Origin of the sequence: Amycolatopsis oliviviridis (assembly GCF_014654365.1) — a bacterium.
Classification (GTDB): Bacteria; Actinomycetota; Actinomycetes; order Mycobacteriales; family Pseudonocardiaceae; genus Amycolatopsis; species Amycolatopsis oliviviridis.
In genome coordinates this window covers 672,106-692,522 of the sequence record NZ_BNAY01000002.1, presented here as the reverse complement: position 1 = coordinate 692,522, position 20,417 = coordinate 672,106, and the positions used below count along the sequence as shown (strand labels likewise).

Annotated in this window: 21 protein-coding genes; 7 read left to right on the top strand and 14 right to left on the bottom strand. The window is 70.7% G+C overall.

Features of this window, described 5'->3' with window-relative positions; all coding sequences use genetic code 11:
- Nucleotides 1-8: 8 nt before the first annotated feature.
- Nucleotides 9-1,475: an amino acid permease gene (locus IE302_RS10370; RefSeq protein ID WP_191254192.1), complete on the bottom strand. Its 1,467-nt coding sequence runs from the start codon at nt 1,473-1,475 to the stop codon at nt 9-11.
- A 177-nt stretch (nt 1,476-1,652) separates the two neighbouring features.
- On the opposite strand from IE302_RS10370, the gene IE302_RS10365 reads away from it, so the two are divergent.
- Complete coding sequence (locus IE302_RS10365) at nt 1,653-2,309, top strand: TetR/AcrR family transcriptional regulator (protein WP_191254190.1); 657 nt, start codon at nt 1,653-1,655, stop codon at nt 2,307-2,309.
- A 5-nt stretch (nt 2,310-2,314) separates the two neighbouring features.
- Here the strand turns inward: IE302_RS10365 and IE302_RS10360 are convergent, their stop codons facing one another.
- From IE302_RS10360 to IE302_RS10350, 3 genes are all read right to left on the bottom strand, one after another.
- Entirely contained in the window at nt 2,315-3,586 is a 1,272-nt protein-coding gene (locus IE302_RS10360; protein WP_191254189.1) for a ribonuclease D, read from the bottom strand.
- A gap of 68 nt (nt 3,587-3,654) precedes the next feature.
- Nucleotides 3,655-4,371, bottom strand: coding sequence for a response regulator transcription factor (locus IE302_RS10355; RefSeq protein ID WP_034318331.1), 717 nt, complete (start codon nt 4,369-4,371; stop codon nt 3,655-3,657).
- An 860-nt stretch (nt 4,372-5,231) separates the two neighbouring features.
- A complete protein-coding gene (locus IE302_RS10350; protein WP_005156989.1) occupies nt 5,232-5,795 on the bottom strand; it encodes a DUF3000 domain-containing protein in 564 nt (187 codons plus the stop codon).
- A gap of 88 nt (nt 5,796-5,883) precedes the next feature.
- On the opposite strand from IE302_RS10350, the gene hemE reads away from it, so the two are divergent.
- From hemE to IE302_RS10330, 4 genes are read left to right on the top strand one after another with little or no spacing between them, the layout of a single operon-like run.
- Nucleotides 5,884-6,957, top strand: a complete 1,074-nt coding sequence (hemE, locus tag IE302_RS10345) for a uroporphyrinogen decarboxylase (RefSeq protein ID WP_191254187.1) — start codon at nt 5,884-5,886, stop codon at nt 6,955-6,957.
- On the top strand, nt 6,954-8,333 hold the full coding sequence (hemG, locus tag IE302_RS10340; RefSeq protein WP_191254184.1) for a protoporphyrinogen oxidase: 1,380 nt from the start codon (nt 6,954-6,956) through the stop codon (nt 8,331-8,333). The genes hemE and hemG overlap by 4 nt, the downstream gene beginning before the upstream one ends.
- 25 nt (nt 8,334-8,358) lie before the next feature.
- Nucleotides 8,359-9,051: a hydrogen peroxide-dependent heme synthase gene (gene hemQ, locus IE302_RS10335; RefSeq protein ID WP_191254182.1), complete on the top strand. Its 693-nt coding sequence runs from the start codon at nt 8,359-8,361 to the stop codon at nt 9,049-9,051.
- Between the two features lie 11 nt (nt 9,052-9,062).
- On the top strand, nt 9,063-10,409 hold the full coding sequence (locus tag IE302_RS10330) for a CoA transferase (RefSeq protein ID WP_191254746.1): 1,347 nt from the start codon (nt 9,063-9,065) through the stop codon (nt 10,407-10,409).
- Between the two features lie 61 nt (nt 10,410-10,470).
- Here IE302_RS10330 and IE302_RS10325 read toward each other — a convergent pair whose 3' ends face one another.
- The 8 genes from IE302_RS10325 to IE302_RS10290 form a co-directional block, all read right to left on the bottom strand.
- The gene (locus IE302_RS10325; protein WP_191254179.1) at nt 10,471-10,815 is read right to left on the bottom strand and encodes an SCO6045 C-terminal-like domain-containing protein; all 345 of its coding nucleotides are present in this window, start codon (nt 10,813-10,815) and stop codon (nt 10,471-10,473) included.
- The gene (locus IE302_RS10320; RefSeq protein WP_229907699.1) at nt 10,812-11,624 is read right to left on the bottom strand and encodes an MbnB/TglH/ChrH family RiPP precursor modification enzyme; all 813 of its coding nucleotides are present in this window, start codon (nt 11,622-11,624) and stop codon (nt 10,812-10,814) included. The genes IE302_RS10325 and IE302_RS10320 overlap by 4 nt, the downstream gene beginning before the upstream one ends.
- Nucleotides 11,617-12,567: a TIGR04222 domain-containing membrane protein gene (locus tag IE302_RS10315; protein ID WP_191254175.1), complete on the bottom strand. Its 951-nt coding sequence runs from the start codon at nt 12,565-12,567 to the stop codon at nt 11,617-11,619. The genes IE302_RS10320 and IE302_RS10315 overlap by 8 nt, the downstream gene beginning before the upstream one ends.
- A 113-nt stretch (nt 12,568-12,680) precedes the next feature.
- The gene (locus tag IE302_RS10310; protein WP_191254173.1) at nt 12,681-13,562 is read right to left on the bottom strand and encodes a TIGR04222 domain-containing membrane protein; all 882 of its coding nucleotides are present in this window, start codon (nt 13,560-13,562) and stop codon (nt 12,681-12,683) included.
- A 75-nt stretch (nt 13,563-13,637) separates the two neighbouring features.
- Nucleotides 13,638-14,066, bottom strand: coding sequence for a peptide-methionine (R)-S-oxide reductase MsrB (gene msrB, locus IE302_RS10305; RefSeq protein WP_191254171.1), 429 nt, complete (start codon nt 14,064-14,066; stop codon nt 13,638-13,640).
- Nucleotides 14,067-14,085: 19 nt separating this feature from the next.
- A complete protein-coding gene (locus IE302_RS10300) occupies nt 14,086-14,391 on the bottom strand; it encodes a hypothetical protein (RefSeq protein WP_191254170.1) in 306 nt (101 codons plus the stop codon).
- Nucleotides 14,392-14,464: 73 nt separating this feature from the next.
- Nucleotides 14,465-16,075 (bottom strand): serine/threonine-protein kinase, encoded by a 1,611-nt coding sequence (locus IE302_RS10295; protein ID WP_229907698.1) that lies wholly within the window; start codon nt 16,073-16,075, stop codon nt 14,465-14,467.
- Between the two features lie 180 nt (nt 16,076-16,255).
- Nucleotides 16,256-16,942 carry a TVP38/TMEM64 family protein gene (locus IE302_RS10290; protein ID WP_191254168.1) on the bottom strand — a complete coding sequence of 229 codons (687 nt, stop codon included), beginning with the start codon at nt 16,940-16,942 and terminating at the stop codon, nt 16,256-16,258.
- Between the two features lie 24 nt (nt 16,943-16,966).
- Here IE302_RS10290 and IE302_RS10285 point away from each other — a divergent pair, with 24 nt between their 5' ends.
- Nucleotides 16,967-17,524: a GNAT family N-acetyltransferase gene (locus IE302_RS10285; protein WP_191254167.1), complete on the top strand. Its 558-nt coding sequence runs from the start codon at nt 16,967-16,969 to the stop codon at nt 17,522-17,524.
- Between the two features lie 28 nt (nt 17,525-17,552).
- Nucleotides 17,553-18,572, top strand: a complete 1,020-nt coding sequence (locus IE302_RS10280) for a DNA polymerase domain-containing protein (protein ID WP_191254166.1) — start codon at nt 17,553-17,555, stop codon at nt 18,570-18,572.
- Here IE302_RS10280 and IE302_RS10275 read toward each other — a convergent pair.
- On the bottom strand, nt 18,569-19,939 hold the full coding sequence (locus tag IE302_RS10275) for an MFS transporter (RefSeq protein ID WP_191254165.1): 1,371 nt from the start codon (nt 19,937-19,939) through the stop codon (nt 18,569-18,571). The two genes, IE302_RS10280 and IE302_RS10275, sit on opposite strands and share 4 nt — an antisense overlap.
- Nucleotides 19,936-20,376 (bottom strand): MarR family winged helix-turn-helix transcriptional regulator, encoded by a 441-nt coding sequence (locus IE302_RS10270; RefSeq protein WP_191254164.1) that lies wholly within the window; start codon nt 20,374-20,376, stop codon nt 19,936-19,938. The genes IE302_RS10275 and IE302_RS10270 overlap by 4 nt, the downstream gene beginning before the upstream one ends.
- Between the last annotated feature and the right edge of the window lie 41 nt (nt 20,377-20,417).

The window sequence follows — 20,417 nt, the reverse complement described above, 5'->3', positions numbered from 1 at the left end:
ACCTTCCTTCAGGTCGCGGGGACGGGAACCGTGGTGAGCGCGGAGCGGCGGCGCCAGCAGAGGTAGCCGGTGAGCAGCGCGGCGCCGACGAACTCGATCGGGAACAACAGGACCCAGACGGAGCCGGTGCCCGCCAGGTCGTAGATGTCGGCTCGTGGCCAGGCGATGTTGACGATCATCATCGCGCCGTACCCTACTGCCGCCACGTTGACCGGAATAGCCCATCGCCCCAGGGAGAAATGGCCTGGTTCGGCGGTGAAACGGCCTTGACGCCGCCGGAGCAGCAGCGGTCCGGTCACCAGGAGATAGGCGAGGTAGACCACGACCACCGAGGTGCCGGTGATGGTGCTGAAAATGGTCGGATTGCCGAGATTGAGCAGCAGCAGCCCGATCGCGAGCAGCCCGGACAGCACGGCGGGCGCGATCGGGGTGCCGGTGCGGGCGTTCACCGCGGAAAGGCGTTTGGCGCCGGGAAGCGCGCCGTCGCGGGCCATCGCGTAGATCAACCGGACGGTGCCGGTCTGGATGGTCAGGGTGCAGACGACGACGGCGATCGCGACGTCGGCGAGGAAGACCCGGCCGAGCGTGTCACCGAAGACCGCCGTGATCACGTACGGCAGGCCTTTCCCGGCCAGCTGCCCGTCGGTCAGGCTCGGGGCCGCCATCAGCGCGGTGATGACGACGGCGAGACCGCCCACCCCGGAGATCAACAGCGCGCGGAGGACGGCGCGCGGCGCGGTGCGGCGCGCGTTCTTGGTCTCTTCGGCGACGGAGGCGGCGGTGTCGAAACCGTACAGGACGTACGCGGCCATCAGCGCCGAAGCGAGAACGCCGCCGACGCCGGGGCTCTCGCCCGCGGGCTGGAGCACGACCTGCGGGCCGCGGACCGCGAACGACGCGAGCCCGATGATCAGCACGAGGACGCCGACGAGTTCGGCCGCCACCCCGATGTCGTTGATCCGCGCCATCAGCCGCACGCCGCCCGCGTTGATCGCGGTGGTGACGATGATCAGCAGGGTGCCGAGCAGGACGGCGTTGCTGGCCCCGGTCGGCGACGTGATCGCCGGATCCCCGCCGACGAGCTGGAAGCCGCTCCAGACCGACGGGAGGACGACCTGGAGCGCGATCGCCGCGCCCGCCAGCGCGACGACGCAGCCCACCAGCATCATCCAGCCGGCGAGCCACCCCGCGAATCCGGGGGAGAGGTGTTTCGCCCACTGGTAAACCGATCCTGCCAGCGGGAATCGGGCGGCGAGTTCGGCGAAGTTGAGCGCGACGAGCAATTGCCCGGCGATCACCAGCGGCCATGTCCAGAAGAAGAGCGTGTCCCCGAAGGAATAGCCGAAGGCGAACAGCTGAAAGACCGTGGTCAGGATGGAAACGAAGGAGAAACCGGCGGCGAAGGCGGAGAAACCGCCCAGCGTCCGGCGAAGTTCTTGACGGTAACCGAAGGCGGAAAGGTCTTCGGAGGGCATCGCGGGGGCTCCTGTCTGAAGGGCCGAATTTCGATCGGCTGACCGAAATTAAGCGCATGCGGGATCCTTCTCATCTCCGCGGGGTAAGCGCGGTGTTAACAGATACCGGATTCGGTAACCTGGGCCGACCACCGGACGTAACAAAGATCTTCCCGGAGAAATGGCAGGATCGGATAGATGACAAAAACGACCGGGGTGGGAAGGCCGAGAGCCAGCGGCGCGGCGGCGAGCAAGCGGGAAGCGCGGCTCGCCGTACTGGACGCCGCGGGGGAGCTGTTCACCGGCGCCGGGTATGCGGCGACGACCACCCGAGCCATCGCCGAACGCGCGGGTCTGCGCCAGGCGTCGCTCTACTACCACTTTCCGTCCAAAGAGGACATTCTCGCGGCGCTGCTGGAGGACACCGTCCGGCCGTCACTGGACGTCGCGGGCGGGCTGTCGGCCCAGCTCGCGCCGGTCGGCACGCGGCTGTGGGCGCTCGCCTACGCGGACATCCACCTGCTCGGCAGCGCACGGCACAACCTCGGCGCCCTGTACCTGCTGCCCGAGATCTCCTCGCCGAGGCTGGCCCGCTTCCGGGCCGAGCGGGCGGAGCTCAAACGCGTCTACGGCTCGCTCGTCGCGGCGGCGGGGGTCCCGGGCGAGCTGATCGGCATCCGGACAGACCTCGTGTTCGGGCTCGTCGAGAGCATCGCGATCGTCCGGCGTGACCAGCCGGATCTGGACGTCGAAGCGCACGCCGTCGAGGGTGCCGACGGCGTACTGAGGCTCGCCGGTCTCGGGGAGCCGGACGCCGCCCTGCGGGACTCCGCGCGGGCGCTACTGGAGGACTAGCCCGGTCAGTCCGAGGCGGCCGTGGCGTGCAGGGCCTTGCTCAGCGCGGCCACGGTCAGCTCGACCTGCCACGGCCGGGCCCCGGCGTCGCGGAGCACCTGGGCGACGGCGTCCTCGCTCAGGTCCGCGGGCGGCCGCCAGCAGGTGCGGCGCACCAGTTCCGGCAGCAGCAGGTTCTCCACCGGCAGCCGCCGGTCCTCGGCGATGGCGGCCAGCGCCGCACGGGCGGCGCTGAGCCGGGCGGCCGCGTCGGGGTCCTTGTCCGACCAGCGGTTCACCGGCGGCGGGCCGTCGGTCTGCTGCGCGGGGGTGGGCAGTTCGTCGGCGGGGAGCGCGCGGGCGGCCTGCAGATGCCGCAGCCAGCTCGCGGTGTACTTGCGCTGGACCCGGCCGCTGAACACAGGCAGCGCCTGCAGCTGCTCGACGGTCTTCGGGTCCGCAGTGACGGCGTTGATGATCGCGCTGTCGGGCAGGATCCGGCTCGGCGCGCGGTCACGTTTGCGGGCCAGTTCGTCCCGCGCCTGCCACAGTTCGCGCACGGCGGCGAGGCCGCGGGCGCTGCGGATCTTGTGCACGCCCGACGTCCGGCGCCACGGTTCGGCCCGCGGGGCGGGCGGCGGTGCGGTGCGGACGGCCTCGAACTCCTGCTGGGCCCATTCGAGCTTGCCCTGGGCGGCGAGGTCGGCTTCGAGTTTCTCGCGCAGTTCGATGAGCAGCTCGACGTCGAGGGCGGCGTAGTTCAGCCAGTCGACGGGAAGCGGGCGCTTCGACCAGTCGGCGGCGCTGTGGCCCTTCTCCAGCTGGTAGCCGAGGAGAAGTTCGACGAGGGTGCCGAGGGCGACCCGTTCGTACCCGGCGAGCCGTCCGGCGAGTTCGGTGTCGAACAGGCTCTTCGGGTGCAGGTCGAGTTCGGCGAGGCACGGCAGGTCCTGAGAGGCCGCGTGCAACACCCATTCGGCGTCGTTGAGCACTTCCGCGAGGGGCGCGAGCTGCCCTTCGAGCGGAATGGGGTCGATGAGGAAGGAGCCGGCACCTTCGCGGCGCAGCTGGACCAGATAGGCCTTCGGCCAGTACCGGTAGCCGGACGCGCGTTCGGTGTCCACGGCGATGGCCCCGCTGCCACCCGCGATCTTCGCGCAGGCTTCAGCGAGGGCTGTCGCGTCGGCGATCACCGGCGGAGTGCCCTCGGCGGGCTCGCGCAGCAGAACCGGTCCACCGGTGTCATCGGTGCCGGTCTTCGGGTCTGCCTGCGGATCTCCGGGTCGGTCGCCTTCCATGGGTGAAGACCCTACGGGACGAGCGGGCCGCGCCTGGTCCGCCCGCCCCGCAGGGCAGTTCGCCTTTGTCAGCGGATCACACCGGCACGCATCGCCAGCGCCACCATCTGAGCCCGGTCACCCGTGCCGAGCTTGCGCCCGATGCGGGAGAGGTGGGATTTCACCGTGAGAGCGGAGAGGCTGAGTTCCTCACCGATCTCCTTGTTGCTCTGGCCGTCGGCGACGAGCTGCAGCACCTCGACCTCGCGCGCGGAAAGCTCGCGCGGGGTGTTGTCGGTGCCGGCGACTCGGGTGCCGGTGGCCAGGACCGGTGCGACGCTCGGGTCCGCGTAGACGCCGCCCTCGAGCACCCTGCGGACGCCGTCGGTCACTACGACCGGCGATGCCGACTTGAGCAGGTATGCCTGGGCGCCGGCCTGGAACGCCGACCTGACCGCGTACGGGTCGTCTGATGAAGCGAGCACCACTACCCGAGGCCAGCCGTGGCTACGGAGTTCCGTAACCAGCTCGATGCCGCTGCCATCCGGCAGTCCGAGATCGAGGATCGCCAGATCACAAGGCCCGGTGGCCTGTGCTCGCGCCCTCGCCTCGGCCACCGTGGCGGCCTCGTGGACGGTGCCCGCACCCATCTGTGCGAGTCTTGCTGAGATTGCCTCCCTCAACAGCGGGTGGTCATCGACCACCAACACGGAAAACAGCTCTTCCCGCGGGTGCGGAACCATGCTCGCCGGCAATGAACCGGCTGGCGTGGATCGGACGGCCTGAGAAATGCCGACGGTAGCCACGTCACTACCTCCCTGGAGTCGGTCGTGCCCCCCGACCGGCACCGGGACTTTCGGCCGTTTAGCCGCGCCAGCTTTAGACCGAAAGTGGTGTCGTCGATGGCACTGTAGCCGCCCTGAGGCCTTCACGGGGGGATCGAATGGGTATCTATCTCAAACGAGTAGTTACTCAGGGAGTTCGTTGTAACACGATCGGGCTAGTACACAGCCGGTGGCTAACGCATCGCCGAAAGAACGCGATGCACTGGGGTTACCGGGGTCCAACCGACTGTGCAGATGGGGCGTGCACCTGCCGGTGCCTCTGCTCGGGAGCCTCGAAAGCCAGTGTGACGGAGGCCGGAAACCGCCTCCGGCATGGGGCTTGATCAACTTCGCTCAGCGTCATGATCGCTTCGCTGGGTGACCGTGATCGTAACGCTCCGGAGGCGTCCGGCGGTGTCCCCGGAGGTGTTTTCGGCGAACTTGATCTTGTTGCTGACGGTGACAGGGTGGGTAGCACGAACGGGGTGGTCCAGACCTCTGAGCGGACGGCTCCGCGCAGGTGGGGGCTGGTCTAGTCCAGATGGCCCCGAAGGGCCTCTCGGCGGCATACGGACGCCCTGAGGGGCTTGCGAATGGGGTAAGCGAAGGCGCTCTCGGCCGCTTCGCGGATACTTCGTGAGTACGTGAAGGCCCCCTTGCTTGCGCTAGGCGCAATGAAGGGGGCCTTCACGTACTCCGGCCGCCGATCCGGCGGGGGAGCAAGGGACCTTTAGTATCGGCAGCTTTCCTAGCGGCACTAGCTGGCCGGAAATCGCAAAATAACCCGAATGCTATGTCTCGATTGATGGGAATCCGGCGTGTCGGGACGGACGGCCGGGGTCTCAGGAGGACTGGCGCTGCTCGAAGAGCGTCACGCCGACCGGCGGCAGTCCGACGACGCTCGCCATCACCTGACAGAAGGCCTGCCCGTGCGGCCGCAGCGCGGCGTCCGTCGGCGTCCAGGACGCCCGCAGTTCCAGATCGTCGGTGCGCGCGGGGCCGGAGATGTCGCCGAAGCGGGCCGACGACGTTTCGGTGACCGTGCCGCCCAGCGCCGTCCACTCCGCGCCGGAGCTCTCCAGCGCGTCGGTCAGCCAGGACCAGCCGACGGCGGGCAGGAAGGGATCGGTCGCCAGTTCCCGGTCCAGTTCGGCGCGGACGTACATGACCAGCCGCAGGACTCCGTCCCAGCCTTCCTGGCCCTCCGGATCGTGCAGCAGTACCAGCCGCCCCGACGCCAGTACGTCCGCCGGCCCTTCGACCTCGCAGCTCACCGCGTAGGACCACGGTGCCAGGCGCTGCGGCGGGCGCATCGTCTCCAGCTGGACTTCCGGGCGGGGCCGGACCGATTGCAACGCCGCGACGGCTTCACGGAAGAGATCGGGTACTGATGTCATCGCGGTCACCAACCGACTGTAAGACGCGATCGTCCGGTTCGGGGCGCAGGCGCGCCGAGAGTAAGGCCTCCGAGCACCCATGGCACCATGAACCGTGATGTCTCCTTCACCTGCTTCTCCCGCGCAGACCGTCCCCGCGGCCCGTCGTGCCCTGCCCGGCTCGCCGTTCCTGGCCGCCGCGCGCGGCGAACGTCCGGCCCGCACCCCCGTGTGGTTCATGCGCCAGGCCGGCCGGTCGCTGCCCGAGTACCGGGCGCTGCGCGAGGGCACCTCGATGTTCGAAGCGTGCTTCGACCCCGAGATGCTCGCCGAGATCACCCTCCAGCCGATCCGCCGTCACGGCGTCGACGCGGCCATCCTCTTCAGTGACATCGTCGTCCCGCTCAAGGCGGCGGGCCTCGACATCGACATCGTCGCGGGCACCGGGCCGGTCGTCGCCGAGCCGATCCGCGACGCCGCGGGCGTGCGCGCGCTCCCGGTCCTGGACCCGGAGCAGGTGGAGCGGGTCGCCGACGGCGTCCGGCTGCTGGTCGGGTCGCTGGGCGAGACGCCGCTGATCGGCTTCGCGGGCGCGCCGTTCACCCTGGCCTCCTATCTCATCGAGGGCGGGCCGAGCCGCAACCACGAACACACCAAGGCGCTCATGCACTCCGAGCCGGCGCTGTGGCACGAGCTGGCCGGGCGCCTGGCGGACATGGCGATCACGTTCCTCGGCGCGCAGCTCGACGCCGGGGCCGACGCGATCCAGCTGTTCGACTCGTGGGCGGGCGCGCTGTCTGAGCGGGACTACCGCGAGTTCGTCCTGCCGCATTCGGCGAAGGTGCTGGACGCGGTCGCGGGCTACGGCGTGCCGCGGATCCACTTCGGCGTCGGCACCGGCGAGCTGCTGGTGGCCATGCGCGACGCGGGTGCCGACGTGGTCGGCGTCGACTGGCGCATCCCGCTCGACGAGGCCGTCCGGCGGCTCGGCGGCGGAGTCGTGCAGGGCAACCTCGACCCGGCGCTGCTGCACGCGTCCTGGCCGGTGCTCGAAGCCGAGGTCCGGCGGATCCTCGCCGAGGGCCGCGCGGCCGACGGCCACATCTTCAACCTCGGCCACGGGGTGCTGCCCGGCGTCGACCCGGACGTCCTGACGCGCGTGGTCGGGCTGGTGCACGAGATCCGGCAGTGAGAACGGTCGCCGTCGTCGGTGGCGGTATCTCGGGACTGACCGCGGCGTACCGGCTGCGGACGCTGCTCGGTGAGGACGCCCGGATCGTCGTCTTCGAGGCGACGGAGTCCCTCGGCGGGAAACTCCGCACGATCGAACTCGCCGGTGAGCGCTACGACGTCGGCGCCGAGGCCTTCCTCGCCCGCCGCCCCGAGGCGCTCTCCTTGGTGAAGGAGGTCGGGCTGGGCGAAAGCCTCGTCCACCCCACCAAGGCCCGCGCGAAGATCCACGCCGGCGGTTCCGTGCTCGGCCTGCCCCCGGGCACGGTCATGGGCGTTCCCGCCGCCGCGGACGCGGTCGCCGGGGTGCTGTCGGAGAAGGGCCGCGCGCTGGTCGAGGCCGAGTCGTCGCTGCCGCCGGTGGACCTGCCCGCCGGTGACGTGCCGCTCGGCCCGCTGCTGCGCGAGCGCTTCGGCGACGAACTCGTGGACCGGCTCGTCGACCCGCTGCTGGGCGGGGTCTACGCCGGGGGAGCGGACGGGCTCGGGCTGCGCGCGACGATGCCCGGCCTCGCGTCCGCGGTGGACCGCGGCGCGCGCTCGCTGACCGAAGGCGCGGCCTCACTCATGCCCGCATCACCCAGTACAGCGCCCGTCTTCGGGACCTTGCTGGGTGGCCTCGGCACGCTGATCCACCGGCTCGCGGAACTGTCGCGCGCCGAGATCCGGACCGGGACCACCGTGACGGCGCTGGAGCGCACCGCCACCGGCTGGAAGGTCGACGACCTCGACGCCGACTCCGTCCTGCTCGCCGTCCCGGCGCCTTCGGCACGACGGCTGCTCGACGGCGTCGCGGGGGTCGCGTCGTCGGCGTTCGCGGAGGTCGAACTCGCGTCGATGGCGGTGGTCGCGCTCGCACTCCCGCCGGGGACCGAACTGCCGGACTCGTCCGGCGTGCTGATCGGCGCCGGCGAGCGGGACACGGCCGGGAAGCCGTTCGCCGCCAAGGCGTTCACCTTCTCCACCCGCAAATGGGCGCAGTACGGCGAAGGCCCGGTGCTGGTCCGCGGCTCGGTCGGCCGTTTCGGTGAGCCGGGCGCGCTGCACGCGGACGACGACGAACTCGTGCGCGTGGTCCGCGACGATCTCGCCCGGCTGACCGGGGTCACCGCCGAGCCGATCGAGACGCTGGTGACCCGGTGGGGTGGCGGGCTCCCGCAGTACGGCACCGGTCACCTCGAACGCGTCGAACGGATCGAGCGCGCCGTCGCGGACGTCGGAGGGCTCGCCGTGGCGGGCGCGACACTGCACGGCGTCGGGCTCCCGGCCTGCGTCGCCACCGCCGACGCGGCCGCCCGCCGCATCGCCGGGATCACACCGACCCACGAGGGCTCCTGAGCACCGGCAGTGCCAAGATGGCGGTATGGCGCGGCTGAACTACAACGAGCTCAACGACACCATCCGTTACACCGCCTGGTCGGTCTTCCGGGCCGAGCAGGGCAAGCTCGGCGAGGACCGCACGAAGGCGACCGCGGAGACCACCGAGTACCTCGACGCGCTGGAGGCCAAGGGCGTCGTCGTCCGCGGTCTCTACGACCTGTCGGGGCTGCGGGCCGACGCCGACTACATGGTCTGGTGGCACGCCGAGGAGATCGAGCAGGTCCAGGCCGCGTACAGCGGTTTCCGGCACACCCCGCTCGGCCGCGCCTCGGTGCCGGTCTGGAGCCAGGTCGCGCTGCACCGCCCGGCCGAGTTCAACAAGAGCCACATCCCGGCGTTCCTCGCCGGTGAAGAGGCCCGCAAGTTCATCTGCGTCTATCCGTTCGTGCGCTCCTACGAGTGGTACCTGCTGCCGGACGACGAGCGCCGCAAGATGCTCGCCGACCACGGCAAGGAGGCCCGCGACTACCCGGACGTCCGCGCCAACACGGTCGCGTCGTTCGCGCTGGGCGACTACGAGTGGATCCTGGCCTTCGAGGCCGACGAACTGCACCGCATCGTCGACCTGATGCGTCATCTGCGCGGCACCGAGGCCCGCCTCCACGTGCGCGAGGAGATCCCGTTCTACACCGGGACCAAGGTGGAACCCGCCGAGCTGATCGCGCTCCTGCCCTAGTGAACGCACCAGTGGATGCCCGCGTCTGGACCACACTCACCGGTGACAAGCTCGCCGAAGACGCCGTCGAGGTCACCGGCCCCGATTCCGTGCTGCCCGGGACCTTCCGGGTCGAGGAGGCGGCGACGACGAGTATCGCCGCGGCGACGCTGGCCGCCGGGGAACTGTTGCGGCTGCGGGGAATCGAACCCGGCCGGGTCTCGGTCGACACTCGGCACGCGGCGGCGTCGTTCCACAGCGAGCAGTACATCCGGGTCGACGGGGAGCCGGTGCCGTTCAGCGCGCCGCTGTCCGGCGACTACCGCGCGAACGACGGCTGGGTGCGGCTGCACTGCAACTACCCGCGTCACGTTTCCGCCGTCTGCTGGGGTCTCGGCGTGCCCGCGACCCGGGCGGCGTTCGAGAAGGTCGTCGCGGCCAAGTCGAAGTACGAGGTCGAGTCCGCGGTGATCGGCGCCGGCGGTGCCGCGGCCGTACTGCGGACCCGCGACGAGTGGCTGGCGCACAAGCAAGGGCAGGCGTCGAGCGAGCTGCCGGTCGCCGAGATCCGCCCGCTCGGGCCGTCGGAACCGGTGCGGCTGTTCGAGTCCGACCGGCCGCTGGGCGGGGTGCGGATCCTGGACCTGACCCACGTCATCGCCGGGCCGGTCGCGGGCCGCGTGCTCGCCGCGCACGGCGCCACCGTCATGCACATCGGGTCGGCGCAGCTGCCGACCGTGCCGCCGCTGGCCGTCGACACCGGGATGGGCAAGCTCTCGGCGTACGTCGACCTGGAGACCGAGGCCGGGCGCTCGCGGCTGCGCAAGCTGATCGCGCGCGCCGATGTCGTTCTCCAGGGGTTCCGGCCGGGATCGCTGGTGGCCAAGGGTTTTTCGCCGGAGGCGATCGCCGAGCTGCGACCGGGGATCGTGATCGCGGACCTGTCGGCCTACGGCTGGGAAGGACCGTGGGCGCGCAGGCGCGGGTTCGACAGCCTCGTGCAGATGACGTCGGGGATCGCCGCCGAGGGCGGCGAGACGGCCGGGATCGACGGCCCCGGACCGCTCCCGGTGCAGGCGCTCGACCACGCGACCGGCTGGCTCACCGCGGCGGCGATCATGACGGCCGTCCGCCGGGCTGCCACCGAAGGCGGCAGCCAGCACGTCCGCACTTCGCTCGCCGGGACCGGGGAGTGGCTGAACTCCTTGGGGCGCAAGGAAGCCGGGCCTACCGGCTTCGATGGCGCCGAATTCCTGGAGGACGCCGACAGCCCGCTCGGCCGGCTCACCCGGGTCAAGATGGCGGGCACGCTGCCCGGCTCGAATCCCTTCTGGGTGGAGGGGACGCGCGTCGCCGGAAGCGACCGGGCCGTCTGGTGAAACCCGCATCCAGAGGACTAAATGCGGGACGTCGTCCCAGGCACCGTACGCATTCAGAGGACTAAATGCGGCGTAGCCAGCGGGTGAACCGGCCCGGGGGTTTCGGGACTTCGCCGCGCTCGACGAGCCACGTGCCGAAAGCGTCGGCGTAGGCCCTCGCACGGATCGCGTCGGTCTTCGGGTGCGCTGTCGCGTACTCGCGGAACAGTGCGGCGAACCGGTCGCCGAGGGCCTCGGAGAGGTCCGGCCGCAGGTACGCGGCCAGCCTGCTTTGCTTATTCCGCAACACGTTCGCCTCGATACGGAGCCTGTCCGCGTCGAAACCCGCGGGGGCGTCGCCGTCGGCGAGGAGCGCCTTGAGCAGCTCGGCCTGCTGTCCGGCGAGCCGTTCCCGGGGCGACGTCACGGCGAGACCGCTTCCCTGAGCGCGGTCAGCTCGGCCGCCAGTTCGGCGTCGGTCGGGTAGTCGTCGTCGCGCTCCAGCAGGACACCCGGCGGCTCGACCCGCTTCCGAAGTTCCCGCAGCAGGTCCAGGACTTCCGGGACCACCGGATGGGCGTGCGTGTCGTGGTAGACGCCGTCGCGTTCGACACCGCCCGCCATATGCGTGTACGCCAGCCGCTCCCACGGGATCTCGTCGAGGAACCGCTCGGGATCGGTGCCGAGGTTGCGGGCGTTGGCGTAGAGGTTGGCGACGTCGATGATCAGCAGGCAGCCGGTCCGGTCGGTCAGCTCCCGCAGGAACTCCGACTCGGTGAACTCGGCGCCCGGCCATTCCAGCACCGCCGCGATGTTCTCCAGCGCGAACGGGACCTCCACGATGGACTGGGTCAGTTTGACGTTGTCCACCAGGACGTCGAGCGCTTCCCGGGTGCGGGGGAGCGGCATCAGATGTCCCGAGTCGAGGCCGCCCGCGCGCACGAAACACACGTGATCGCTGGCCATCGGCGCGCCGAGTTCGCGGGTGATCTCCGCGAGATGCTCGACGCGGGCGGTGTCCAGCGGTTCGGCCCCGCCCAGCGACAGCGAGACCGCGTGCGGCAGGACCGGCGTTCCTTTGTCGCGCAAGGCGACCAGGGTTTCGGGAAGATGCCCGGCGTGCAGGTTCTCGGCGACGACCTCGACCCAGTCGACGCCGGGCAGCCGAGCGATCGACAGGTCCAGCTCGTGCCGCCAGCCGATCCCGATGCCGAGGCGGCCCGGTCCGTCAGCCACCGCAGCCGCCGCCACCGCAGCCGCCCCCACCACCGCAGGAAGAGGAGCTTCCGCTGCTGCACGAGGAGCCGGTGCTGCAGGTGCTGCCGCCGCTGGACGAACCACCGCCGCCGAAACCGCCGGGGATCGGCGGCGGGATCAGCGCCTCGCTCAGTTCCTCGTCCGGGTAGAAGGCGAGCCCGCCGAGCGCGACCGCCGCGGCCGCGCCGCCCAGCAGGAGCCCGGGGCCCACGCCGCCCACGGCCGGTTCGTTGGGGATCCCGCGCTTGCGCTCGCGCGCCAGGGCGCTGTTGGCGCTCCCGAGGATCCGGTTGCCTTCGCTGGTCGGACGCGGTCCGGCTTTCTTGTTCTTGACGGACCGGGCGATCAGCGTCGCGACCCCGGCCGCGATCAGCAGGGGGATCAGGAAGCCGATGGGGTGGTTCGTTCCGAGCCCGGCGAACAGGCGCACCACACCGAGGACGAGCACGGCGGCGTACAGGAAGAACACGACCCGGCGGATCCGCGGCGCCTGATTGACGACCACGAGCCCCCGCGCCTCCAGGCCCTTGGCGAGCGCCTGCATCGGCCCGGACATGCGCAGCCTGTCACGCATTCCGCGGGTCGTCGCGTTGTAGCCCGGCTTGGCGCCCTTCGCGACGGCCCTTTCGATCGGGTCGGCGGGCTCGGCGCCCGCCAGCTGGAGCTGCTTCGAGCTGCTGACCCGCAACGTCCCGCGCTCGACCAGGGCCGCGATGGCCGTGTCGACCACGCGGTCCGGGCCGCCCGCGAGGTAGGCGAGCTCGTACACCGTCGGCTGCGGTCCGCTCACGGCGGCGCGCGGCGCCTTGCGTCCCAGCTTGACCGCGATCGTCCACAAGACACCGACGACCAAGGGAAACACCAGCAGTACGGCGTAGATCGCCAGGAAAGTGGGTCCGGGGATGCCCCAGGTGTCTTCCATCGCACGGGCCTTTCACGAGCAGGTGCACTTACCGTAGTCGGACGTCGTTCCGTCCGGTCGTGGTTCCGTGATTCGAGCAGCCGGGGTGGCCTTTCACGACGGCACTTGGGCCGTCAGCCGCCGCAACCCCCTCCGCCGCCGCATGAGGAGGAGCCCCCGCCACAGGAAGAGCCGCCGCCGCACGAGGACGCGGCGAAGGAGGCCGCGCCTCCGCCGCAGGTGCTCGCCGTGCCGCCGAACAACCTCGCCTTCGTGTCGCCGGTCCTGATCAGCGTGAGCGCCACGACCTGGTCGGGGAAGGCCTGCACCCCGTTGAGGGCCACCCGCCCGGTCACGGTGCGTGCCAGGTCGCGGTCCCAGTCGCCGTACCGCAGCGCCAGCCGGCCCGCGGCGGTCGCGCGGCCGGACCTGTCCGGCCATTGCCGCCACACGGTCACGCCCAGCGCGCAGACCACGCCGACGAACAGGAAGACGAGGATGGTGTGCGGACGCTCCAGCGGTACGGCGTTCGCCAGCCGCGCGATGCCCAGCGCGAGGACGGCCGCGTAGAGGGCAAGAGCGAGCAGCCAGCCCGTCCGTCGCCGGTTTTCGGCGACGAACAGGCCCTTCCGCTCCAGGTCGGCGCGCAGCTCCAGGACGACCTCGTGCCCGGACATTCCGGAGCGCAGCTCACGCAAGGTGACCCCGTGGCCGTGCACGAGCGAGACGACCGCGCGCTCGAAGGGATCCTCCGGGGCGGGCCGGATCGGATGCAGGAGCCCGCGGCCGTCGGGCCGGAGCGAGTGCCGTTCGATCAGCCCGGCGACGGCGGTGTCGGTGACCCGTTCCACGCCGTCCGCCAGCGCGGCCAGGTGATAGAGACCGGGCACCTTCCTGACGCCGGTGTCACGGCGCAGCCACAGTTCGTTCGCCACGGCGAGTGCCACCGGCAGTACGGCGCAGACACCGTAGATCCAGGCGAAAGCCGGTCCGGAGATTCCCCAGGGTTCGTTCACAAAACACCGCCCTCCCCGACGCTGTTCCAGTTCTCAGTGAACGCGTCGGAGAGGGCGGAGGTTCGCTCGGTTCGGTTACGACTCGGACTCGGGGACGAGCTTCAGCGAGATCGAGTTGATGCAGTACCGCTGATCCGTCGGCGTGGCGTAGCCCTCGCCTTCGAAAACGTGCCCGAGGTGGCTGTGGCACGACTTGCACAGCACCTCGATGCGGCGCATCCCCATCGTGGTGTCCTCGCGGAGGAGGACGGCGTCGGTGTCGGCCGGGTCGTAGAACGACGGCCAGCCGCAATGGCTCTCGAACTTCGTGTCGCTGCGGAACAGCTCGGCGCCACAGGCGCGGCATTGGTAGACACCGGTGGTCTTCTCATCGGTGTACTCGCCGGTGAAGGGACGCTCGGTGCCCGCCTGGCGGAGCACGGCGTACTCGTCGGGGCTGAGCTGTTCCCGCCATTCCTGCTCGGACTTGACCACGCGCGGCGTGGCTCCGACAACGGGTTTCATACCTTTCACTGGTTCCACGTTACCCCGCGAGCCACGCGATGGCCCGGCCGATGATGTCCCATGCGGTGACCATCACGCCGAGCACGATGAGGACCACGACGAGTGCCGAGATCCACCAGCGCAGGCCGCCGAGACGGTTGCTGGAGTCGGCGAAATCGGAGACGCCGTCGATGCAGGCTTCGACGGTGAAGTTCGGGCCGCAGCGTTCGATGCGGTCCAGATGCTCGGCGAAGGCACGGGCTTCGGGGTCGTACGGGTCGAGGCCTACCAGGTCCTCCTCGAAACGAGGATTCTGGCCAGGTCCGAAAGGTCCGCTATCGGCCATACCGGCAACAGTAAGCCAAGAGCGGCGATTGGCCTACCACCAGCGAGGCGGGTCTCACCACCGCCACGCTGCGTCAGTTGCCGAGTACTCGCGTGTCGGCGTCGATGTAGTACTGCCCGCCGACCTGGACCACGCGCAGTGCCGGGCGAGGGCCGCCGTTGATCGTGATGTTCATGTCGATCGACCCGTCGGGGTTTCCGCCGCCGCTGTCGGCTCGTGCTTTTTCGGAGCCGGTGACCTTGTGTGCTGCCCAGTACTCGGCGAAGGCCTGCTCGGAGCCGTACACGGCCTTCGCGGCGTCAGTGAGCTTGTTCCAGCTCGCGGTCGTGCCGATCTTGCCCGTGTCGAAGAAGTCCAGGAGGAAGCCGCCCACGCTCGAATAGCTGGTGACCTTTTCACTGGGGGTCTTCCCCAGGCCAGCGGGCGCGGGAGCGGATGAAGACGAGCCGCTCGACTTGGGCGCCGAGGTGCCGGGCTGCGGGTTGGCCCCCGTGTTGCCCCCGGCCTGGTTGCCGCTGCCCCCGTTGCTCGAATTGAGCACCAGGAACACGATCACGGCGATCACCACGACCGCGGCGCCGGCACCCGCGAACAGGACGGCCTTGCGCTTGGCGTCGGGGGCCTTGGCCGGGGACGGCCGCATCGGGGCGGCCGCGGACGGCGGCGGGGTCGCCGCGGGGACCGGGCGCGGCGGCGTGTTCGGCGGGGCGGCCTGCGAGCGCATGGGGATGAACGCGGCCGTCGGGGTGTGCTGCTTGACGGGCGGAGGCGGTGGTGGCGCCGAGGCCGACTGGGCCGGGCTCTCGGTCCGCTGCCACGGCGGCCGCTCACCCAGAGGGTTGCCGCCGCCCGGGGTGTCGGGGGCGGCGGGCTGTCTACCGCCGCCCGCTCCGAAGAGCCGCGGCGAGGCCGCCATGCCCGAGCCGGATTCGTTCGCCGCCAGCGCGGCGAGGCGCTCCCGGGCTTCGGCCATGCTCGGGCGTTCGGTCGGCTCGGTGCGCAGGAGGCTCATCAGCAGCGCCGTCGCGGCGCCCGCCTGCTGCGGCGGGTTGATCTGCCCGTTCGCGGCCGCGTAGAGCAGCGCGAGCTGGTTGGAGCTGTTCCCGTACGGCGTCTGGCCCTCGATCGCCTGGTAGAGCGTGGCGCCGAGCGCGAAGACGTCGGAGCTGGGCACCGGGTCGGAGCCGCGCGCCAGCTCGGGCGCGAGGTAGGCCGGGGTGCCGCCGATCAGGCCGGTCTGGGTGAGCGTCATGTCGCCCGCCGCGCGCGAGATGCCGAAGTCGGTGATCTTCGCGGTGCCGGACTCGTCGATCAGGATGTTCCCGGGCTTGACGTCGCGGTGCACGATCCCGGCGCGGTGCGCGGCGACCAGCGCCGACGCGACCTGCTCGCCGATCTTCGCGACGCGCCCCAGCGGCAGCGTGCCCTCGTCGGAGATGATCGCCGAGAGACTCGGGCCGTTCAGGTACTCCATCACCAGGCAGGGGTCGCCGCCGTGCTCGGCGATGTCGAACACGACGATCGCGTTCGGATGCTGGAAGCGGGCCGCGTTCTTCGCCTCGCGCATGGCGCGCTGGCGCATGTTGTCGCGTTCGGCCTCGGAGACACCGGGCTGCGGGAGGATCTGCTTGACCGCCACCGAGCGCTCGAGGCGGACATCGATGGCGCGCCAGACCACCCCCATGGCACCGCTACCAATTTGCTCTACCAGGCGGTAGTGCCCAGCGATCAGCTGACCGGTGTCGATGGCGACTGCTCCTGACACATTCTTTGACGAACACATCCCGGGTGATGGTGGCGTTACGCGGCCTGAAAGGTCCCGCGCACCCGATCGAGTGTAGCGGGCGGCGGTTTCGGCTCCCCGTCAGCTCGCCGGTGCGGAGGCGGGCAATTCTTCCTCGCCGCTCGATTCGGGCACCGGAGCGGCTTTCCGCCGGAAGACCTTGACCAGCCCGATGGCCCCCGCGGCGGCGAACACGGCGTAACAGATCAGCAGGGCGGGAGGCGTTTCCCCGGTCAGCGCGTCCCCGAGGACGACGACCGCGATCGTGCCCGGCAGGCTGCCGAGCGCGGTCCCGATCAAATACGGAACGAAACGGACGGATGACACTCCGCACAAGTAACTGAACGGAGCGAAGGGCACCATCGGGATCAGCCGTAAGGAGGTGATCGCCAGGACCCCGCCGTCCGAAAGGCGGTCGTTGACCGCGCGGACCTTGGCCCGGTGCAGGTGCCGGGTCACCAGATCGCGGCCGAGCGCCCTCGAAAGGGCGAACGAGAGCCCGGAGGCGACCGTGGTCGCCAGGATGCCGACGACGATGCCCGTCGTGGCCCCGAGCAGCAGCCCGCCCGCCAGGTTGAACACGGTGCGCGGGATCGGCGCCACGGTCAGCACCGAATAGACCAGGAAGAACACCAGCGGCGTCGCGGGGCCGGTTTCGGCCGCCCAGGCCCGCAGCCCGGCCGGGCTCGGGATCGGCAACAGCACCGCGGCCGTCACGAAGAGGGCGAGCACGGTGAGCGCGAGAATTAATTTGGTACGGCCGGACACTGCGTCCACCGTACGGTATTCGCCGTGATCGATACCGAGGCGCTGCGGACCCAACCCGACCTCACCGGCGAGACCGTCCTGCTCACGCAACTCGACGAGACGTACTTCGAGACCGGCTGGGAGGCCTTGCGGGAACCGGAAAGCCGCAGGCTGACCGGTACGCACACCGACTTCACCGAAGAACAGGTCCGGACCTGGCTGGCCGGACGGCCGGGCCTGGACGATCGCGCGGACTACGCGATCGTGCGCAAGTCCGATCGCGCGCACGTCGGCGATCTCGCGCTCACCGACGTCGACAAGGACAACCGCTCCAGCGCCTTCCGCATCGCGCTGAACGGTCCGGCGTTCTACGGCAAGGGCTACGGCACCGAGGCGACCAAGCTGCTGCTGGGTTACGCGTTCGACGTCGTCGGCCTGCATCGCGTCTCGCTGGAGGTCTTCGACTACAACCCGCGTGCTCGGCGTGCCTATGAGAAGGCCGGGTTCGTTCGCGAGGGGCTCCAGCGGGAGGCGCTGTGGTGGGACGGCGAGTGGCATGACGTCATCACGATGGCAATCCTGAAGAACGATCCGCGGCCCTGAGCGGCGCCGGACTGGCTACGGTGGGCGCATGCCCAAGAACGGTGAGCCGATCGAGGTCGCGGTAGGCGAGCGCAAGGTCCGGGTGTCCAGCCCGGACAAGGTGTACTTCCCGGCCCGCGGGATCACGAAGCGCCAGGTCGTCGAGCACTACGTCGCGGTCGGCGAGCCGCTGCTGCGCGCGATCGGGGAGCGGCCGACGACGCTGAAGCGCTACGTCGACGGCGTCGAGGGCGGCTGGTTCTACGCCAAGCGTGTGCCGAAGGGCGCCCCGGAGTGGGTGGAGACGGTGAAGATCACCTTCCCGTCCGGCCGGACCGCCGAAGAGGTCTGCCCGACCGAGGCCGCCGTGTTCGCCTGGGCGGCGAACCTCGGCACCTTCGACTTCCACCCGTGGCCCGTGCGGCGGCCGGACGTCGACCACCCCGACGAACTCCGCATCGACGTCGACCCGCCGGACGAGGCCGGGTTCTCCGACGCGGTCGAGGTCGCCGGTGTGGTGCGCGAGGTCCTCGACTCGGCGGGCCTCGTCGGCTACCCGAAGACCTCGGGCGGCCGCGGCGTGCACGTCCTGGTGCGGATCCGGCCGGACTGGGACTTCATCGACGTCCGTCACGCGGTGATCGCGCTGGGCCGCGAGGTCGAGCGCCGGATCCCGGACAAGGCGACCATCGCCTGGTGGAAGGAAGAGCGCGGCGGGCGGGTCTTCATCGACTACAACCAGGCGGCGCGCGACCGCACGGTGGCGTCGGCCTGGTCGGTCCGGGGCACCGCGCGCGCGACGGTGTCGACGCCGCTGACCTGGGACCTGCTGACCGAGGTCGACCCGGACGACTTCGACGTCCTGACCGCGGGCGCCTTCTACGCCGAGCGCGGCGACCTCCACGCGCCGATGGACGAGCAGGCGTTCGGCATCGAGACCCTGCTGGAGTGGTACGCGCGGGACGAGCGCGACCACGGCCTCGGCGAGATGCCGTACCCGCCGGACTATCCGAAAATGCCCGGGGAGCCGAAGCGTGTTCAACCCAGCAAGGCGCGCGACGACACTTAGGCCCGGCCGACGCGGGACAAAGAGCGGTCGGCGACGGTCAGCGCGAGGAACAGCACGCTGACCACCAGCAGGAACGCGGCCAGATGGTGCAGCCCGCCGCTGTCGGCGCGCTGGCCGAAGAAGGCCCCATTGGCCGCGGACGCGACGATGGCGCCGAGGTAGCCGAAGGTGCGGAGCAACCCGGCCGACGAGCCCATCCGTTCGGCGTGGGCCTGGTGGTACACGGAGTTCTGCAGCGCGAGGTTGTTCAGCCCCTGCGGGATCCCGAGGACGATGACGACGGCCAGCAGTGTCCACACCGGACTGCCGTCGTTGAGGAACAGCAGCAGCGCGCAGGCGGCGACCTGGCCGAGCGAACCGGCCAGCAGCTTGCCGCGGACGGCTTTGCTGCGCCCGGTGACGGTGGAGGCGATGATCCCGACGGCGAACAGGGGAAGCAGCACCAGCCCGGCTTCCGACGCGGACAGCCCGTGCCCCTGCTCCATCCACTGCGTGAACCCGTAGAGGAAGGCGTAGCTGACGACGAAGCTGAGCAGGGCCCGGCCGTAGGTGGCCAGCAGCGGCAGGTTGCCGCCGAGCAGGCGCACGTCGATGAACGGCTGCCGGGCCCGCAGCTCGCGCCAGGCGAAACCGGCGCCCGCCACGACGGTCACGGCGAGCAGCCACCAGTCGCCGCCCCGGACGTCCATCAGGAACAGCAGCAGGCAGACGAGCGCCGCGGCGAACAGGCCCATGCCGGGCAGGTCGAGTTCGCGGACGAGACCGCGGCCGTCCTGGCGGGTGGCCGGTGTCGCGGGGAGGCGGCGGAAGCCGAGGTAGAGGCCGGCCAGGGCGAGCGGGATGTTGATCGCCAGCGTGGCGCGCCAGCCGCCGATCCCGATCAGCAGGCCGCCGAGGCTGGGCCCGACGACGGCGATGGTCTGCGTGGTGATGGCGAGCGCGGTGAGGACCCCGGCCGGGCTGTCCTTCCCGGTGCGCCGCGCTTCGCTCCGGATGAGGTGCATCGCCGCCGGATAGCCGGCGCAGGTGCCGAAACCGAGGAGCACCCGGGACGCGACGAGCACGCCGAAGCCCGGGGCGAGCATCCCGACGACACCGGAGATCCCGGTCAGCGCCGCCCCGGCCAGGAACAGGCGGCGGGGGCCGAAGAGGTCGATGAGCCGCCCCACCACGGGCTGGCCGATCGCGGTGGCCAGGTACAGCGCGGAGACCAGCCAGGCCGTCTCGGCGGGCGGCGCCCTGAAGGCCACGCCGATCGGCACCAGGGACACCGAGATGATCGACGAGTTGACCGGGTTGAGGGCCGCTCCCAGCATCATCGGGGGCAGCAGCCGCCGGTCGAAACCGGTTTCCGTCGTGGTGTTCATCGGCGCACGACCCGTTCCAGCAGCGCCGCCGCTTCGATCAGCGTGCGGCGTTCGGCCTCGGTGCACCGCGCCTCCAGGATCTGGGCGAGCCAGCCCTCTCCGGCGCGACGGCGTTCTTCGAGGAAGACGTGGCCGCTGTCGGTGACGAAGACCAGCTGACGCCGACCGTCCTCGGGATCCGGGCGGCGGGCGGCCAACCCTCGTTCCACCAGGACACCGACGGTGGTGGCGATCGATTGGTGGCGGATGCCTTCCAGGGCCGCCAGGTCGCTGACCGACGCTTCGCCGTCCTTGTCGAGCCGGCTGAGCACGGACGTCTGGGACGGCGTGAGATCACCGCTGCCGTAGTTCTCCCGCAGGCGGCGTCGCAGCCGGCTGAAGGCGACGCGGATGTCGTGGGCCGCGCGGGCACTGGACGCGGAGGCGTTCTCGGTCATGATCGCAGGCTAACTTCCGCAGTTGAAACTGCGCAATGTTG

Bases quoted from the DNA above. Each gene is read 5' to 3' on its own strand.
- IE302_RS10275 (WP_191254165.1), bottom strand. From the start codon at position 19,939: ATGAACACCACGACGGAAACCGGTTTCGACCGGCGGCTGCTGCCCCCG.
- IE302_RS10365 (WP_191254190.1), top strand. From the start codon at position 1,653: ATGACAAAAACGACCGGGGTGGGAAGGCCGAGAGCCAGCGGCGCGGCG.
- IE302_RS10300 (WP_191254170.1), bottom strand. From the start codon at position 14,391: ATGGCCGATAGCGGACCTTTCGGACCTGGCCAGAATCCTCGTTTCGAG.
- IE302_RS10270 (WP_191254164.1), bottom strand. From the start codon at position 20,376: ATGACCGAGAACGCCTCCGCGTCCAGTGCCCGCGCGGCCCACGACATC.
- hemQ (WP_191254182.1), top strand. From the start codon at position 8,359: ATGGCGCGGCTGAACTACAACGAGCTCAACGACACCATCCGTTACACC.
- hemE (WP_191254187.1), top strand. From the start codon at position 5,884: ATGTCTCCTTCACCTGCTTCTCCCGCGCAGACCGTCCCCGCGGCCCGT.
- IE302_RS10360 (WP_191254189.1), bottom strand. From the start codon at position 3,586: ATGGAAGGCGACCGACCCGGAGATCCGCAGGCAGACCCGAAGACCGGC.
- IE302_RS10295 (WP_229907698.1), bottom strand. From the start codon at position 16,075: ATGGGGGTGGTCTGGCGCGCCATCGATGTCCGCCTCGAGCGCTCGGTG.
- IE302_RS10280 (WP_191254166.1), top strand. From the start codon at position 17,553: ATGCCCAAGAACGGTGAGCCGATCGAGGTCGCGGTAGGCGAGCGCAAG.
- IE302_RS10370 (WP_191254192.1), bottom strand. From the start codon at position 1,475: ATGCCCTCCGAAGACCTTTCCGCCTTCGGTTACCGTCAAGAACTTCGC.
- msrB (WP_191254171.1), bottom strand. From the start codon at position 14,066: ATGAAACCCGTTGTCGGAGCCACGCCGCGCGTGGTCAAGTCCGAGCAG.
- IE302_RS10315 (WP_191254175.1), bottom strand. From the start codon at position 12,567: ATGGAAGACACCTGGGGCATCCCCGGACCCACTTTCCTGGCGATCTAC.